At 69.1% G+C, this 14,946-nt stretch carries 24 protein-coding genes; 2 read left to right on the plus strand and 22 right to left on the minus strand.

What is annotated here, in order from left to right; translation table 11 throughout:
• Window positions 1–59: 59 nt before the first annotated feature.
• The 21 genes from EPD65_RS11765 to EPD65_RS11860 all read right to left on the minus strand — a co-directional run bounded on the left by EPD65_RS11765 (window position 60) and on the right by EPD65_RS11860 (window position 12,537).
• On the minus strand, window positions 60–347 hold the full coding sequence (locus EPD65_RS11765) for a hypothetical protein (protein ID WP_131584355.1): 288 nt from the start codon (window positions 345–347) through the stop codon (window positions 60–62).
• A 111-nt stretch (window positions 348–458) separates the two neighbouring features.
• A complete protein-coding gene (locus EPD65_RS11770; RefSeq protein ID WP_131584357.1) occupies window positions 459–1,034 on the minus strand; it encodes a hypothetical protein in 576 nt (191 codons plus the stop codon).
• The gene (locus tag EPD65_RS11775; RefSeq protein ID WP_131584359.1) at window positions 1,031–1,906 is read right to left on the minus strand and encodes a hypothetical protein; all 876 of its coding nucleotides are present in this window, start codon (window positions 1,904–1,906) and stop codon (window positions 1,031–1,033) included. Before EPD65_RS11775 ends, EPD65_RS11770 begins: the two co-directional genes overlap by 4 nt.
• A complete protein-coding gene (locus tag EPD65_RS11780; protein WP_131584361.1) occupies window positions 1,903–2,319 on the minus strand; it encodes a hypothetical protein in 417 nt (138 codons plus the stop codon). The genes EPD65_RS11775 and EPD65_RS11780 overlap by 4 nt, the downstream gene beginning before the upstream one ends.
• Complete coding sequence (locus EPD65_RS16310) at window positions 2,316–3,215, minus strand: hypothetical protein (RefSeq protein ID WP_165872982.1); 900 nt, start codon at window positions 3,213–3,215, stop codon at window positions 2,316–2,318. Before EPD65_RS16310 ends, EPD65_RS11780 begins: the two co-directional genes overlap by 4 nt.
• Before the next feature lie 358 nt (window positions 3,216–3,573).
• On the minus strand, window positions 3,574–3,876 hold the full coding sequence (locus EPD65_RS11785) for a hypothetical protein (RefSeq protein ID WP_131584363.1): 303 nt from the start codon (window positions 3,874–3,876) through the stop codon (window positions 3,574–3,576).
• A 2-nt stretch (window positions 3,877–3,878) separates the two neighbouring features.
• Window positions 3,879–4,973 carry a DNA polymerase III subunit beta gene (locus tag EPD65_RS11790; protein ID WP_131584365.1) on the minus strand — a complete coding sequence of 365 codons (1,095 nt, stop codon included), beginning with the start codon at window positions 4,971–4,973 and terminating at the stop codon, window positions 3,879–3,881.
• Window positions 4,974–4,997: 24 nt separating this feature from the next.
• Window positions 4,998–6,821, minus strand: coding sequence for a DNA cytosine methyltransferase (locus EPD65_RS11795; RefSeq protein ID WP_131584367.1), 1,824 nt, complete (start codon window positions 6,819–6,821; stop codon window positions 4,998–5,000).
• Window positions 6,822–6,901: 80 nt separating this feature from the next.
• Window positions 6,902–7,177 (minus strand): hypothetical protein, encoded by a 276-nt coding sequence (locus EPD65_RS11800; protein ID WP_131584369.1) that lies wholly within the window; start codon window positions 7,175–7,177, stop codon window positions 6,902–6,904.
• Window positions 7,170–7,820 carry a hypothetical protein gene (locus tag EPD65_RS11805; protein WP_131584371.1) on the minus strand — a complete coding sequence of 217 codons (651 nt, stop codon included), beginning with the start codon at window positions 7,818–7,820 and terminating at the stop codon, window positions 7,170–7,172. The genes EPD65_RS11800 and EPD65_RS11805 overlap by 8 nt, the downstream gene beginning before the upstream one ends.
• Before the next feature lie 136 nt (window positions 7,821–7,956).
• Window positions 7,957–8,658, minus strand: coding sequence for a phage recombination protein Bet (gene bet / locus EPD65_RS11810; protein WP_131584373.1), 702 nt, complete (start codon window positions 8,656–8,658; stop codon window positions 7,957–7,959).
• On the minus strand, window positions 8,655–9,662 hold the full coding sequence (locus EPD65_RS11815) for a PD-(D/E)XK nuclease-like domain-containing protein (RefSeq protein WP_131584374.1): 1,008 nt from the start codon (window positions 9,660–9,662) through the stop codon (window positions 8,655–8,657). Before EPD65_RS11815 ends, bet begins: the two co-directional genes overlap by 4 nt.
• A 279-nt stretch (window positions 9,663–9,941) precedes the next feature.
• Window positions 9,942–10,286, minus strand: a complete 345-nt coding sequence (locus tag EPD65_RS11820) for a hypothetical protein (protein ID WP_131584376.1) — start codon at window positions 10,284–10,286, stop codon at window positions 9,942–9,944.
• Window positions 10,283–10,516, minus strand: coding sequence for a hypothetical protein (locus tag EPD65_RS11825; protein ID WP_131584378.1), 234 nt, complete (start codon window positions 10,514–10,516; stop codon window positions 10,283–10,285). The genes EPD65_RS11820 and EPD65_RS11825 overlap by 4 nt, the downstream gene beginning before the upstream one ends.
• Window positions 10,513–10,806 carry a hypothetical protein gene (locus EPD65_RS11830; RefSeq protein ID WP_131584380.1) on the minus strand — a complete coding sequence of 98 codons (294 nt, stop codon included), beginning with the start codon at window positions 10,804–10,806 and terminating at the stop codon, window positions 10,513–10,515. The genes EPD65_RS11825 and EPD65_RS11830 overlap by 4 nt, the downstream gene beginning before the upstream one ends.
• Before the next feature lie 236 nt (window positions 10,807–11,042).
• Window positions 11,043–11,222 (minus strand): hypothetical protein, encoded by a 180-nt coding sequence (locus EPD65_RS11835; protein ID WP_131584382.1) that lies wholly within the window; start codon window positions 11,220–11,222, stop codon window positions 11,043–11,045.
• A complete protein-coding gene (locus EPD65_RS11840) occupies window positions 11,219–11,479 on the minus strand; it encodes a hypothetical protein (protein ID WP_131584384.1) in 261 nt (86 codons plus the stop codon). The genes EPD65_RS11835 and EPD65_RS11840 overlap by 4 nt, the downstream gene beginning before the upstream one ends.
• Window positions 11,476–11,766, minus strand: coding sequence for a hypothetical protein (locus tag EPD65_RS11845; protein WP_131584386.1), 291 nt, complete (start codon window positions 11,764–11,766; stop codon window positions 11,476–11,478). Before EPD65_RS11845 ends, EPD65_RS11840 begins: the two co-directional genes overlap by 4 nt.
• The gene (locus EPD65_RS11850) at window positions 11,763–12,092 is read right to left on the minus strand and encodes a hypothetical protein (protein ID WP_131584388.1); all 330 of its coding nucleotides are present in this window, start codon (window positions 12,090–12,092) and stop codon (window positions 11,763–11,765) included. The genes EPD65_RS11845 and EPD65_RS11850 overlap by 4 nt, the downstream gene beginning before the upstream one ends.
• Window positions 12,089–12,289 (minus strand): helix-turn-helix domain-containing protein, encoded by a 201-nt coding sequence (locus EPD65_RS11855; protein WP_131584390.1) that lies wholly within the window; start codon window positions 12,287–12,289, stop codon window positions 12,089–12,091. Before EPD65_RS11855 ends, EPD65_RS11850 begins: the two co-directional genes overlap by 4 nt.
• Window positions 12,289–12,537 (minus strand): hypothetical protein, encoded by a 249-nt coding sequence (locus EPD65_RS11860; protein WP_131584392.1) that lies wholly within the window; start codon window positions 12,535–12,537, stop codon window positions 12,289–12,291. The genes EPD65_RS11855 and EPD65_RS11860 overlap by 1 nt, the downstream gene beginning before the upstream one ends.
• A 92-nt stretch (window positions 12,538–12,629) precedes the next feature.
• Here EPD65_RS11860 and EPD65_RS11865 point away from each other — a divergent pair, with 92 nt between their 5' ends.
• Both EPD65_RS11865 and EPD65_RS11870 read left to right on the plus strand, forming a co-directional pair.
• The gene (locus EPD65_RS11865; RefSeq protein WP_131584394.1) at window positions 12,630–13,067 is read left to right on the plus strand and encodes a helix-turn-helix domain-containing protein; all 438 of its coding nucleotides are present in this window, start codon (window positions 12,630–12,632) and stop codon (window positions 13,065–13,067) included.
• Window positions 13,068–13,099: 32 nt separating this feature from the next.
• The gene (locus tag EPD65_RS11870) at window positions 13,100–13,507 is read left to right on the plus strand and encodes a hypothetical protein (protein ID WP_131584396.1); all 408 of its coding nucleotides are present in this window, start codon (window positions 13,100–13,102) and stop codon (window positions 13,505–13,507) included.
• Here the strand turns inward: EPD65_RS11870 and EPD65_RS11875 are convergent.
• Window positions 13,504–14,745, minus strand: a complete 1,242-nt coding sequence (locus EPD65_RS11875) for a tyrosine-type recombinase/integrase (protein ID WP_131584398.1) — start codon at window positions 14,743–14,745, stop codon at window positions 13,504–13,506. The two genes, EPD65_RS11870 and EPD65_RS11875, sit on opposite strands and share 4 nt — an antisense overlap.
• Window positions 14,746–14,946 lie beyond the last annotated feature (201 nt).

Here is a 14,946-nt window from a genome sequence, read left to right on the forward strand (position 1 = left end):
TAGAGAAAACCTCGCCGGCGGGGTCGCATTTCTCTTGGGGTTCTAAAAACGCGGCGGGGTCAGAGTCGCCATCGTTTGACGCCGCCGGTGTTGCCGTGGGTGGCGCCTTCGCTGGTGTTGCAGCGTTGGTGGGCTGGGCCGAGGTAGCAGTCGCTGGTGCAGTGGTGGCGTGGCCAGATGCAGACGCGTCGGTCGTGTGCGAGTTGCCAGGGTGTGCCGGGGTTGATGGTGCGGTCGGGCATCAGGCACCGGAGCTCGGTGCATTCGGTGTCGCCTGCTTCGACGATGGGTGCCCATGCCTTGCGTTGTGCTCGGTGGAACGCGGTGTCGTAGACGGAGCGCGCCATGGTTCACCCCCGGGAATGACGAACGCCCCGGCCGTTTGGCTCGGGGCGTAGGTATCCGCGCTCATTGTGCTGGACTGGGCAGTTCCGGCGCAAGCAGGCGGGGTCGGCGTGTCAGGTCGACTCTGGGCACTCGCGCAGTGTTCCGTGCCCGTCGCGCTCCCAGCGGATTCCGGCAGTGTCCGTGAACCAGACAGTGACTCGAGGGCGGGGACGCTCCGTGGGCGGCAGCGTCTGGAGGACGTTCCGCAGGATCATGTCGAATGATCTGACCTGCCGACTGCCGCCCTCGCGCGTGCTTGGCACGAGTGCGCCGTACTCCTCAGTCGCATCGAGCTCGCCGAGTTCGTATCGGACCTGGACCTCATAGACCGGGAGGTTCGACAGGTTCACCATGTTCAGGTGGTTCTTGTTCGAGACCCACCCGGCGATCTGTTCTGCCTGCGCTCGACGCTCCTTGTCCTCGATTCGATCGTCTCGCTCGCGCTCGACCTGCACGATCTTGGCGGCTTGGTGGCCGGCGTAGATCGCGGCGATGAGTGCGCCCGTTGTTGCCATGGCTCCGACCCATGTGGCGATGGCGGCTGCGCTCGTGTCGAAGGCCATGCCGAACGCGAGTGGCGGGATGAGGATGACGGCTGCGGCCAGGATCGCGTCGGTGATGTGGCTGCCAGTCTGCGGACGAATCACGGCGTCATCATTCCGTGCTCGGCCTCGGTCTGTGGCTGGATCGGGAAGTATCCGAGGTGTGCCAGGCCCTTCCGCCACGCCGCAGCCTCGACGTCGGCCACGGCGTACTCCGTCCGCTCCGAGTGCCGTCGCCGCGAGACGGGACCCCCGCGGCGGCCCCACGAGCGCACCGTCGCGGCCTTGACGCCCACCCTGATCTCCATCTGCTCGTCGGTCAGCCACGAGGCGCGCTGACGGTGCGTGGCTGCGACGTCGTGTTCGTACTCGGCCTGGCTGGACTCGAGCCCGCAGGCCGGGCACTCCCAGCCGTCGAGGGCGGGCTCGGTGCCCCACGTGCGGCGCAGCGTCGTCGAGCAGGCGGGGCATGGTGCGCCGGTGTCGCGCTGGATGCCGTCGTGGAGGACGTGCTCGAGGTGGATGCGGCAGGCGCGGATGTCGGCTGCAAGTTCGTCGAAGGCGAGGTGTTCGTATCCGGCGAGGTACGTCAGCTGCAGGTCGAGGTAGTCGATGCCCGTGGTGACGGACCAGGTCTCGGGTTCGGTGTGCTCGAGTGCGTCACGGACGAGGGAGTCCCAGCAGCCGATGACGTGGCTCGGGTGGAGCAGGTCCGGGGCTGTCGCGGCGTCGTAGTCGTCGGGACTGATGCGGCCGGCGGCGATGGATGCCTCGATGTGTCCGGCCTGTTCGTAGTCGGTTGCCGGGGCGAGGAGGTTCATCGCTTCGGAGTTGAGGCCCTTGGTGATGGCTTCGGCGGGGAGGTCGGCGATGAGGCGTGCGATCTCGTGGAGGTTGTCGCGGACCTTGGCGAGGCAGGTGGGGCAGGTGTCGTGGTGGTCGTCGGCGGGCGCGTGGATGCGGCAGGCGTCAGTCACTCGGGGATCTCCTTGGTTGCGGCGCTGAGCAGCGCGCGGATCTCGCCGGGGTCGCGCGCGGGCAGTTCGGCGGGCTTGGTTGGTGGGTTGCCGTCTGCGATGGCTCGGGTCGTGGCCTTCTGCCAGGCGATGTAGGCGGCGGCGTTGTCGGGGTCGAGGTGGCTGGGCGGGTCGGGCAGGACGCCGTATTCGAGGACGCGGTTTCGGCGCAGGCGCTTGACGAGCGTCCGCAGCGACGCGGGCATCAGCCAGTCGGTGGAGGTCTTGTAGTGCTGGATCAGCGCGGCTCGACAGTCGTCGAAGCGGAGGCCGTCGAGAGCGACGGCCCATGCCTTCGCGGCGTCGGGATCCACCTTGCGGTTGTCGAAGGCCGACGCCATCGTGAGCAGGGTTCCGGCCTCGGTGGGGGTCACGTGAGTTCTCCGATCGGGTGGGGTGCGGCTTCTTCGGCGGCGAGCTGGGACACGACGGCGAGGTTCTGCTGGATGCGCGATGGCTGGTGGGACGTGGCGCGTGTCGCAGCGAGCCGGAGGCGGTCGTACTGCTTGCGGAGGGTCGGCATCGACAGGACGTTGCTGCGCCAGAACTCGTCGTCCTGACACCAGTCGATGGCTCGGCGGGCTTCGTCTTCGGTGCGTCCGTCGCGGTCGAGGAGGAGGCGGGCTGAGTCGCGCCATGCCTTGGTGATGGCGGGGCGCTTGGAGCCGTTGGCGTGGATGCGGTCGGCGAGGTGGTTGCAGAGGCGGTCGACGTCGGGGCGTGGCCGGGGTGGCTTCGTCGGCTGCGGAGCAGGCGATGGGTCGCGATCAGCGACTAGTAGTTCATCACCATCACCATCACCATCACCATCACCATCACCATCACCATCACCATCACCATCACCGACGGGTTTAGGGGCTCGGGGCTCCTCTTCCCGTCGTGTGCCCGACGTGGCCCTGCGGGTTTCACGCTCAGGATTCGACTTTTCAGGCTTCGGGGGCTTCTCGCAGCCCGGCCGATCGCACGTCTTGAAGTAGCGCCAGTCGATGCGCTGTCGCTTCGTGAGGCCGGGGATGAAGATCCATCCATCGCCGGCCCTCTCGATCACTTCGGCGACGTCCTCGAGCTCGCGCAGCAGCTCGGCCACGTTCACGTCGTCGGTGGCGAACAGCCACCGCTTCAACTGCTTCGAGCGGTCGGCGACGTGGCCGTTGTCGCAGGCGAAGCACCACAGGCCCGCGAACAGCATGCGGGCCGGGATGCTGGCCTCGGCCAGGTCATCGTCGGAGAAGAAGTCGGGGTGGAGTGCACGGACTTTGCCGAGTGCCATCAGGCGGTCTCCTTGTGTCGGGCGTAGGCGCTGCTGGCGTAGTCGCGCCATCGCTTGCGGTCGCTCGTGGTTCGGCATTCGTTGGTGCAGAACCCGAGGCGGTTGTCTGGGACGTCGTTGCCGCAGGGGCAGCGGCGCACGTAGGGCATGAGGCGCGCTGCGTGCGGTTGTGCTGCGTGGTTGCCGCCGGGTGTCCGGCATCGCTGGCTTCGGCGGGCCTTGCAGGTGGGGCACGCAATCGGGTCGGGCGGCAGCACCTTGGGCGCTGGTGGTGGCGGGGCGGGGTTCGGCACTGCTTGCCGTACCCCGCCGACGAGATGCCAGGTGAAGCCATGCGGGAACCGTGCGTCGCCGCCGCTCACGCGGCCCATCGGCCGAGCTCGTCGCCGCCGGGGCGCTCGTAGATGCCGCCGTACCGGGTGTTGATGGCGACGTACTTTCCGTTGTCGAGCGCCACCCAGACGTAGCCCCGCGTCTGCGCGCGGCACCAGATCTGGCCGCGGATCTTCTCGTCGTTGATCGTCAGGACGACGTCGGTGCCGAGCTTCCAGGTGTCGTCCTTGCGGCCGTTCTGGAAGCCGTTGGCCTTGGCGGCCTTCTCGAACTCGGCCGGGTCGGTGTACTCGACGCCGAGGAGGGTGCCGTGGAAGGAGATGGTCATGGTCAGGCTCCTGTGCGCTTGGGCTGGACGATGTAGGTGATGCCGGGGTGGTCGAGCGGGCGGAACGTGAGGGGCTTGCGGCCCGCGACGGCACCGATGCGGACGGGGCCGCCGGGGAACGACCCGAGAAGGCCGATGAGGTAGCGCGGTGCGATGCCCGTGGTGAACGGGGTGTCGCTGATGTCGGTGGTGGCGTCGAGGTACTCGGTTCCGCCGGCTTCCTCGCTGCGGCTGGAGACGGCGATCTCGGACTGGGTGGCGTCGATGACGACGGTTCCGGTGCCGCTCGGCAGGAGCGCGCTGGTGCGCTTGGCTGCGCCGAGGAGCTCGGCGGCGTCGACGACGATGGAGACGTCGTCGTCTGCGGCGTCGCGGAGGAGTCGTCGCCAGGGGACGTACTCGCCGACGAAGGTCCGCATGGTGACCTCGCGGGTGCCGTCGGTGAGCCCGAGGAGGCCGTCGCGCCATGCGATCTGGACGACGTCTCCGAGGCCGCGCACCGCGCCGAGCAGCCCGACGGACGGCACGGAGGCGGCGAAGTCGCCGGCGTGTGCCCATGCCACGGTGGCCTCGGCGATGAACGAACGGTCCGCACCGACCGCGACGAGTTCGTCGGCGCTGCCTTCGAGGTGGAGGCCACGGACCTGGTCGTGCGGGGTGCCGTCGTCGATGGGGTACTCGACGGCGCTGATGAGGTCCTCGAGCAGCCCTGCCGGGATCTGGCCGACGATGGGCGGCATGTCGGGGAGGTTCGGCCAGTCGGCGAGCGACAGCAGTTGCGTGCTGTACGTGGAGCGCCCGGCCGTGACGGTCAGGCGGCGGCCTTCGACGGTGAGCTCTACTTCGTTGGCACGGAGGCCGGCGAGCACGCTTGTGAGGAACGCGGCGGGGATGAGGGCCTCGCCGTTGACGGGCGTGGTGGCCGTGATGCGTGCGGTGTGCCCGACGTCGTAGCTGAATGCCTGGAGCCGGACGGCACCGTCGGTGGCGGTGACGTGGATGCCTGCGAGTGCTGCGATCTGGGCGCGGCGCGGGGCAGCTCGGGCCACCCATGTGGCGGTGTCGGTGAGCGTCTTGCGGTCTGCGGTGATGTGCATGAGGGGTCTCCGATCAGGGACGGGTCAGGCGGCGATGTCGAGGCCGCCGAGCACCTCGACGACAGCCGAGATGAGGTCACGGGCGGCGGGCGGCGTGACGGCGTTGCCGGCGAGCTTCACGCGCTCGCGTCGGGTGCCGTGCCAGATGTAGTCGGACGGGAACGCCATGCCCGCGGCGACCTCGTGCGGCTCGAGCATCCGGAACAGGCAGTCGTCGACCGTGGCCGCTGCGGCGTCGATGTCGCCCGGGGTGAGAACGGACTGCTGTGCGGTGGTGGTGAGGGTGCGCAGGGCCTCGCTGATGGGCGTGGTCATGCTGGCCTCGCCGCCGACAGGGCTGCCGAAGTGGCGGGTGATGAGCGCGTAGCGGTCGACCGTCGTGAGGGTGCCGATGGGCTGGTCGACTGGCTTCGCGGACTCGGACGCGCCGTAGTACGGCGTGACGAGACCGTGGTGGTTGCCCGACGCGGTGACGGTCGACAGAGGCGACTCGACGGACCTGGCGTCCGATCCACCGCCGCGGAGCTCCGCGATGAACGGCGACTCGATGACCGCTGCGGTGTCGTAGGTCGTCTGGGTCGGCGCGACGTCGGCGACGGACCAGTCGCGGCCGCCGAACTGCGCGTCGGTCACGAACGCGTCGAGGTGACGCGACGTCTGGGTGCGCAGCGGGTCGCCCACCGACTTCACGCGGTCCCCGGCGCGGCCCTCGAGCGGCACGACGAGCGCCTTGGTCTCCTGCGTGTGCAGGGTCCGCAGCGGCTCCTCGACCGGCCAGGCCCGGTAATACGCGTTCGGGTCGCCGAAGCTCTTGTGCTTGGGGTCGGCCGCGTCGTACTGGTTGCCGCCGGACTCCATGTGGAACGGCGACCAGTACCGCGCGATGCCCGCCGCGATCCGGCGACGGGTCTTGTCCGCGAGGGGCTTGGGCCGGTCACCGATCCGCTTCCCGACGATGCCCCAGTCGATCGCGGCGGCGGCCGGGAGGAACGCCGGCTCGACCGTGGTGCCGCACGCGCCGTGCACGTAGACGTACTGCGAGCGGTACTTCCCGACCGTGCGGCCGTTCTTCCACGCCTGCTGCGACTCGACCGCGGCCTCGCACGTCGGGCACCACGCCATCGGGCGCAGCACCTTGTCGATGTCCGGGAACGGGATGTCCTCGCGGACCGCTACGACGTACAGCCGGTCGCGGGACTGCGGCGCCGGCGCGCCGTGCGCCTGGGCGTGCATCGAGTTGAGGGAGACGACGCGGTACTTGTACCCGAGGTTGCGCAGGCCCTTCTGCCACAGTGCCCACGCGTCGGCGAACTTCGGGTTGCGGGCGACGTCGACGACGTTCTCGACGATGACGGCCTTGTAGCGGTGGTGCTCGACGAACCGGAGGACGTCGAACATCAGCAGCCGGGACCGCTGGACGATCGCGGTCTCCGGGTCCTCCTCGACCAGGTCGGGGTTGAGGAGGTCGAGCAGGTCGAGCTCGGTCGACACCGAGATGTACTTGCCGCCGGACGCCTGCGACCACTTCGTGCACTCCGGGCTCGCCCACAGGATGTCCGTGGTGGGGAAGTAGCGGGGGTCTTCCTCGTGGAGGTCGACGGCTGCGTGGTCGGCGCCGGGGTGGTTGGCGCTGTGGTTCTTGACGGCGAGGTCCCAGTGGTTCGCGGCCATGGTGACGCGAACGCCGGGGATCTGGATCATGCCCGTGCTGCTGCCACCGCCGCCGCAGAAGATGTCGGTGACGGTGACCTCGCCGCCCGTCCAGGCGTCGCGGTAGCGGCGGACGCGGATGTCGAGCTCGGCGGCGATCTGCTGCGAGATGGTGCGCTCTGCGACGGCGACGCTCATGTGGTTGCTCCTGGGGGTACAGAACGGCCCCGCACCGGATGAGCGGTGCGGGGCCGTGAGGGTGGTTGTTGGTGGTGCTGTCAGGCTGGGTTGATCTGCGTCGCTTTTGCGCGCAGCGCGGCGTACACCGTGGGGTGGACGATGGCCGTCTGCTGTGCGGTGAGGAGGAGCACGGTCGGGACGGGCTCGTGGGGCTCGGGGCCGACAGGTTCGCCGAGCCAGTCGAGGATGTCGGCCATGCCGTGCCGGACGAAGCGGCGGGCCCATTCGCCGTGTGACGGTGGCGCGACGGCATGGGGCGAGGTGATGACCTGCATCCCCATGAAGTTGGGCCGGGCTGGGCCGAGGTCAGCCACGGTCGGCCTCCTTCGACCGGCAGCAGGCTCCCCATGACGCGCCGCACTGACAGCGATGGTCGTCAAGCTGGTGGTCCGTGCAGGTGTGCTCGTGGTCCTTGAAGACTCCCTGCACCCAGCACGTCGGCCCGCATGTAGCGCCGCACGCTCGCACGGCATCGGCCTGTCCCTTCACGTCGTCCGGCTTCGGCGCGTCCACACGAGCCAGCAGGGCGCGGGCCGCCTGCTCCATCGCGGCGAACGCCTGCATCTGACCGGCGAACGTCACGTCGCGGCGCTTGCTCGCGTCGAACCCGATCTTGGCCGTGTCGTGAGCAGACTTCGCGCCATCTGCAAGCCGCGTGATGCCGTCGCTGAGCGCGGCGACCTGCACACGAAGAGCCGCGCGGTCGTCCACGAGCTCGTCCTTGGCCGCCCGCAACCGAGCGGCTGTCGCGGTCAGCGCGGCCACCTGCGCCTCAGCAGCCTCTGCGCGCTCGCGGTCGCTGATGTGCCGCGGCGTGCCCTTGACCCACGCGATCCCGCCGAACCTGCAGCGGTCGTCGTCGTGGATCTGGCGACCACACTGCAGCGTGTCGTGCGGGTCGATCGACGGGCAACGGTTCGGCTGGCCCGGGTCGGGCTCCGTCCTGTACCCGCTCACCGGGGACCACCGAGCGGCCACAGGGCGAGCGCGATCGTGTCAGCGATCCCGCCCCACACCTTCGCCCGCACCCGATGCCCGCGACGATCGTGGGCGTACCAGGTGCAAAACGCCGCGTGCCAGATCCGATGGCGGCTCACGACATCACCTCGCCCGTCTCCGGGGCGACGCCATCCGGGACGATCTCGCCCTCGACGACAGCCGCCTCGTCGGCGAGCACGTCGGCGACCGACGACCGCGTCCGAGACGACACCCGGGCCTCGGCCTGGCCGAGCTCGTCGTCCGTGTAGACCCCGGACAGGTCCATCGGAAACGCCTTGCGCAGCGCGAGCGCCTCCGCGCACTTCGCGAGCATGTGCGCCGGCCGCTGCGACCACTGGGCGTTCGGGTCGCCGTCGCGCTTGCGCTGGATGTACTCCTGAAGCAGCGCGACACCGACGAAGGTGTGCCCGCCGCGCTCGACGGTCACGCGCGCCGCGGCGGGCGGGTGCGAGGCGAGCCACACGTCGAGCCACTGCCCATCCGGGCCGCACCACTCGCCGCCGCTGATCGACAGCGACTCGCCCGACGCGTCGACCGAACGGCGGGCGACGAGCCGGAACCCGTCGATGCCGGTCTGGATCGTCTGCTTGCCCTGCCGCTCCACCATGTAGATCTGCTTCGCGAACGGGTCGAGGCCGGTGCGCTGCGCGACGTGCATGAACACCGCGAGGTCGCCGTTCGTAGCGCGGTCGACGCCGAGCTGGCGCAGGGCGGCGACCTGCTTGTCGGTCCAGAACTCCTGGTCGCCGGTGAGGGTCAGGCTTGAGCCGTGGCTCACGGTTGCGATCTCGTTCATGCTGCTGTGGTCCCTTCGGGGATGGTGAGGAGGATCTGGTCGGCGGTGTCCGACCAGCGGGGCGGAGCGAGACGGAGTACGTCGTCGTCGGCGTAGCCGGGCCAGTGCCCGGAGTCGGTGCACTCGCGGTGGCGCCGCAGGGCCTTCTCGGCGAGCGCAGCCCCACGCTCGAGGAACTCGTCGTCGAGTTCGACGACGACCACGTTGTGCGGCTCGGCGGACTCGACGAAGACGAGCGCGAACGCGTCGACAGCGAGCTCTGCCCACTCGGACGTGTCGAGGTACCAGGCGGCCGAGAGGTCGTAGCCGAAGTCGATGATGTGCTTCGGCAGCGCGGCCGGGTCGACGTTGTGCGCGGTCTTGAGGTCGACGCCGATGCCGTTGTTTCCGAGGCGGTCCCAGCGGCAGCGACGGATGACGTCGTGCATGGGGTCGCGCGCGAAGACGGAGACCTCTGACCGGCCGGGGCTGGCCAGCAGCCGTGCCGCCTTTTTGTGGGAGAGGACGGCGTCGGCCATGCGCTCGGCGGCTTTGAGCTGCTCGGGCTTGAGCACGACCTTGCCCTGCGCTTCGGCTGCGGCGATCGCGGCCTTGACGTCGTTGCGGTTCCGGTTGCCTTCGATCGCGACGTACCCCGGGCCTGTGCCGAGGATGATCGTGTGGGCGACGGTCCCGAGGGACATGGCGGCCGACTCCTGCGGGTGCGTGAGTCCGTGCTTGAAGTGGGCTGGCGACTTGAGGAGCGTCTTCATGCCCGACGCGGAGATCGACGTCGGGTCGGAGTGGTACGCGGCCTCGTCGAGGGCGTCGTACACGCCGAGGCGGGGTGCCCCGGTCGTCGGCTCCGTCGCGGGGGTAGCCGACGCCGGGGGCGTCGTGTGGCAGACGCACGCGCAGGCGATCGCGCCGGATGGTGCGAGGCGGTGGCCCTTGCACCGCTGGTGGGAGTCAGGCGGGTTGCTGGTGTTGCAGAACCCGCTGACCCACGGCTTTTTCGTGGTCATGCGTTCTCCTGTCGGGCGCGCCAGATGACGGCGCCGATGGATTCGAGGTCGCGGAGGTCAGGTCGTCGGTCGAGGACGTGCCCGGGCTCCGGCTTCTTCCGATGGGTCGGCGGGCAGTCCGTGCAGCGGGTGGTCACTCGTCGTCACCACCCGAGGCACACGCCTTGTGGATCCACTGGCCGCGGACCTGGGCCATGTCCCGGGTGTGATTGATGGGCTGGCAGCAGCGGCGGCACTCCGTGCCCGCCGGCGCCGCGATCAGGCGAGAGCGTCGGCGCCTCACAGCGGGCTCGTCTCGATGTCGTGCGGGCAGAGATGCTCGCCCTCATGGCCAGACGGGAGGATGCACGGCTGCTTCGGGTGGATGGTCCAGTGCTCGCCGTTGTAGTCGTACTCGTGGCCGTCGCGTCGGTCCGGCTCGACGATCTCGCACGGCACCTCGGAGCCCTCGAGGTTCTCGTCGGGCGTAGAGATCTCGCCGTCCTCGATCGAGCCCCACTGGACGAGGCAGGTGTCGCACCACGCGGCGTCGTCCTCGATCTGCACGTCGTTGCCGCAGTGGCTGCACGTCGGGTAGTTGATGACCAGGCGCGGCAGCTCGTGGTCGACCGTGAGGCGGCTCATGCCCACCACCGCTTCCGGCAGGAGCACACGTACATCGCGGCACCGTTCACGTACACCCGGTTCTTGAGCACCGTGTGCCCCCGACGACCATGCAGACGCAGCCGCACCCGGTGCGCCACCCTCCGAGCCCGCGGCGCCTGGTCGGCCAGCGCGCACACGATGATCGCGACGATCAGGCCGCCGCCGCACACGATGAGCAGGAACGTGCCGACCCGCTCGTCCGCGTTCACTGAGTCACCGCGACGAGGTCAGCGCCGACGTGGCGCAGCGTCATCGGCACGTGCAGCTTCGTGCCCGACGCCTCGCGGTAGTTGATGGACCCCAGGCTCATCGTCGTCTCGACCTCGGCGCCCAGCCACGCGGCCCACGCGTCGAGAGCTGCACGCGTCGGAAGGTCCAGCGTCACGGTGTCGCCGTCGGCGATGTACCCCGTCGGCTCCGGCAGCCCGGCCGACTGCGCCACAACGACGATGGTCGGGATAGCGAGCGCATGCCGCGTCGCCGCGTTCGTGGTGGTCATGGTTGACTCCTCAGTGGTTGTTGAAGACGAAGGCCCGCACCCCCGGTTGGGGAGTGCGGGCCTTCGTGGTTTTCGCCCTGCCGCTACTGGTGACGACCCCGCCCCTTCCAAGGGCAGGCAGCAGCGACAGGGAGTTCAGGTGGACGCGGGTGGCGTGCGAGCGGCCTTCCCAGCCGCATCCAGCACGCCACCCGCTTCTTCGGCCCGGGCGCCGGGAGGGCGCGCACCGGGACGCGTCAGGCCTTCTTGCAGGCCGTGTGATCGAACGCCGGAGCGAGCCAGTAGCCGCAGGTGTTGCACTTCGGCGGCTTCACCGAGATCGGACGCGGAGCACGCGACCGCCCCTTGCGAGGCACGTTGTGCTCCATCAGCCCGCGCCAACCCCGATCCGTCGTCGGGTACTTGTAGTCGCTCACGGCTCCACCTCGACCCCGGCGAACACGACCTCGAGCGGCCCGGGCAGCTGGTCCCAGCGGTACCGCGTGTGGTCGTTCATCCCGTAGGCGTTCGTCCAGTGACGAGTCACCGTGGTGGCCTTCGCCCGGACGTACAGGTCGCCGTTCGCTGCGCGTACGACCGCAGCCAGACCAGTCGGCTCGCCGGGCGTCGGCGCGACCGCGATCGCCTGCAGGAAGGCGCCGAGGCGCGCCACCGTCGATGGCGTGGCCTTCATCGCCGCGCCCCGAACTCGTGGCGTGCGACCTGGCGCCGGCGCCGCAGATCGTGGGGGAGTGCGGACACGAGGCGGTCCCACCACGCGAAGTCGTCCTCCGACTTCGGCTGGTAGTCGTCGCCGTCGCGTCGGGCGTCCCGGTCGGCGCGCAACACCATGCGGATGTTGCCCGGCGTCGGGACGTGACCCGCTCGACGGATCGCATCGGCTGCCAGTTCGACAGCCCTCGCGGATACAAGGCCTCCGGTGGGCTTGGGGTCACGCACAACGCGTGGCGGGGCGCTCATGCGGCCCTCAGTTCTCGAGTCTCGATGGCCGACGCCCATTCGGGGTGGCGCTCCAGCACGAGGCGGGCGTAGTGCGACCGGTGGTTGTTGTTCGCCTTGAACGTGTCCCCGGTGGTCATGCCGTACTCCCACCGGATCCGCTCCCAGACCGCTCCGATCCCCACGCGAACGTGACCGGCGCGGATCCACTCGCCGATGAGCCGCTCGATCGCGGCCAGAACCCACGGGTTCTGGCGATGGAACTCGGCGAATCGCTCGGCGTGCGTCGCGCCCTTCGCATGGGTGGGCTCGACGAGAGCGACCAGGTCCAAATGCTCCCCACTCATGACGCCTGCTTCTGGCGCTCGATGAACGCGTCGAGGTCGACTCGGTCGTAGAGCACACGGCCGGCGATCCTCGTCTTCGGAATCTGTCCGTCTGCGGCGAGCTGGTCGAGGGATCGGAGCCCGATTCCGAGGTAGCTGGCTGCGGGCTTCCGCTGGAACATGCGCCGCTCCGCTGCGGTCGAGGTGGCGGTGCCCATCAGGCGGCCGCCTTGGCTGCGATCCGCTCGGCGTTCGTGACGAGGTCGAGGAGCGGGACTCCGGTGAGGGTCGAGACCTGCACGAGCTCGGGCCACTTGAACGGCAGCAGGCCGTTGATGCGCCGCGAGAGGCTGTTGAGGCCCATGTTGAGCAGCGGGGCCGAGTCGTCCTGGGTGAGTCCAGCCTGAGCGAGTGCTCCACGTACGGCCTGCCCCATGGCTGCCGAACTCGGATCGATCGATGTCATGTCCGGAACCATACGTGTCAGATTTGGCACGATCAAGGTTTTAACACACCAGATATGGCGTGTTTCGTATTGGGAACGGTAGATTTCGTGCCATGACCGATAACGAGAGCGCGGCCCTGACGCGGGCCCTCGGCGCGGAGATCCGCCACTGGCGGAACATTCGCAAGATGTCTCGGGCACAGCTGGCCGCACTGGTCGGCATCTCAGACACGACCATGGGGCGCATCGAGCGCGAGGGACCGGTCGACGTCACCAACACCTGGTCGATCGCCGCCGCACTCAGGGTCCCGTTGGCGGATCTGGTGCGACGAGCAGAGGAAGCAGCGTTCATGAACGCTGCAGCGGAACGGAGCGCGGTGAACGTCGCCCAGCTCGAGAGCGAGGCGAGCGATCTGGGCATCTCGGTCGGGCGCTACGGACAGGAGTTCGGCTTCGACTTCAACGCCGCGCGAGCCGGCCTTGCCCGGGCGGACTTCGGTCTGGCTGCCCGCAATGAGGACCGCGAGAAGCCGCGCCTCGGAGACGACTGAGCTTGTCGGGGGTTATGACTACGGTCCCGGCCGTGGAGATCAACCCGTGGCGCCGACTGCGCGAGCTCGCGCACGTCACGCTGCTGTGGCATGACGGCGGCTCCATGGGGCACACAAGCCACCGGTTCCAGGCGATCAGCCTGCGCCGCGGGATGACGTGGGCCGAGCGCCGCTGCACCGTGCAGCACGAACTGCTGCACCTCGAGCGCGGGTGGCAGCCACTCGGCCTGCGGGCGAAGGACGAAGAGCTCGTCCGTCGCGAGACCTCTCGCCTCATGCTCCCGAGCATTGAGACCGTCGGCGAGGCCATCGCCTGGTCGCACTCCATCGAGGAAGCGGCCGACGAGCTCGGCGTGGACGTCTACGTGCTGCGCAAGCGGCTCCGGCATCTGCACCCGGCGGAGCGGCACTACCTCTCACGGCGCCTCACTGACGACTAACCCCAGAGCGCGGACTCGACGGCGTCGGCGGCCGATCGCTTGATGTCGTCGACGACGTGCTGGTACTTCGCGGTGACGCTGATCTGCGAGTGACCGAGCGTGTCCATGACGGTGCGCTGGTCGACTCCCTTGAGCAGCATGACGGTTGCCGCTGAGTGGCGGGCGTCGTGGAGGCGGATGTGCTTGACGTCGACCTTGTCGAGGAGTCGGTGCCACGACTTGGAGTCTCGGGACGGGTCGATCGGCTTGCCGTCGACCTGCGTGAACACGAGGCCGCTGTCCGTCCATGTGGAGCCGGCCGCGAGGCGTTCGGCGGTCTGGGCCTTCTTGTGGGCCTTGAGGATGCGGACGAGCTTGTCGCCGAGCGCGAGGTCGCGGCGTGAGCCCTTGGTCTTGAGGTCGCCGAGAATCAGGCCCTTGCCCTTGCGGCGCTGCAGGCCGACGCGGACACGGAGGACGTTGTCCTCGAGGTCGACGTCTTCCCAGCGGAGGCCGAGCGCCTCGCCCTGGCGGAGGCCGAGCGCGAGAGCGATCACCCAGCGGGCCTCGAGCCGCTCGCCTTCGGCAGCGGCGAGCACGCTGCGGACCTCCTCGACCGTGAAGACGTCCATCTCCTTGTCCTTCGCGGTCGGCGCGTCCATGGAGTTGGTGTCGGCGGGGTTGGCCCGGAGGCGCTTGCGCTGGACCGCGACCTTGAGTGCTCGCGACAGGATCCGATGGGTCTGCAAGACCGTCTTGTCGGACAGGGGAGTGGCGGCTTCGAGGGTGGGGTTGCCCTTCGTGCGGAGGTGGTCCCACGCGGCTTCGATGTGCTCCTGCGTCAGGCGGTCGAGTCGGTGGTGGCCGAGCAGCGGCACGATGTACTGCCGGACCTTGCAGTTGTAGGAGTTGTCGATCGTCTGGGCTGCGACCTTGCGGGGAGCGATCTGGGTGAGCCAGTAGGTCATCCACTTCTCGACGGTGATCGGCTTCCCGACGGCGGGGAGTTGCTGGTCGGCGAACTCCTGCTGCTTCTCGCGGAGGCGTGCAGCGGCGCCGGCGCGCGTGGATGCCTGGACCTTGCGGCGGACGGGCTTGCCGTCGATGTAGCCGAGGACGACGGCGCCGACCCAGGGGCACTTGCACTTGGGGTTGCCGCGCGCGTCGAGAGGGCGGGCGCAGTCGGCGCGGTGCTTGGGGTAGAGGGATCCCTCGCCGTCACTGCGCTTCTTGCGTGAGTCCTTGGTAGCGCCCGCCATGCCGCTGCTCCCTTGTGATCGGTGCGGCGCAGGAGGTGCGTCGCTGTGCGTGATCCTACCTAGGACTACCGACAAGAGGGGAGCAACGAGAGGGGCAACGTTGCTCCCTCGCTATGCAGCGATGTGCAGCACGCACAGAGATTTCACGCTCACGCGCAGCGCCACGCAGTCCCTTGCAAGGCCGTGCGTAGGACTCATAAT

This window comes from Nocardioides jejuensis (genome assembly GCF_004337475.1).
GTDB lineage: Bacteria > Actinomycetota > Actinomycetes > Propionibacteriales > Nocardioidaceae > Nocardioides > Nocardioides jejuensis.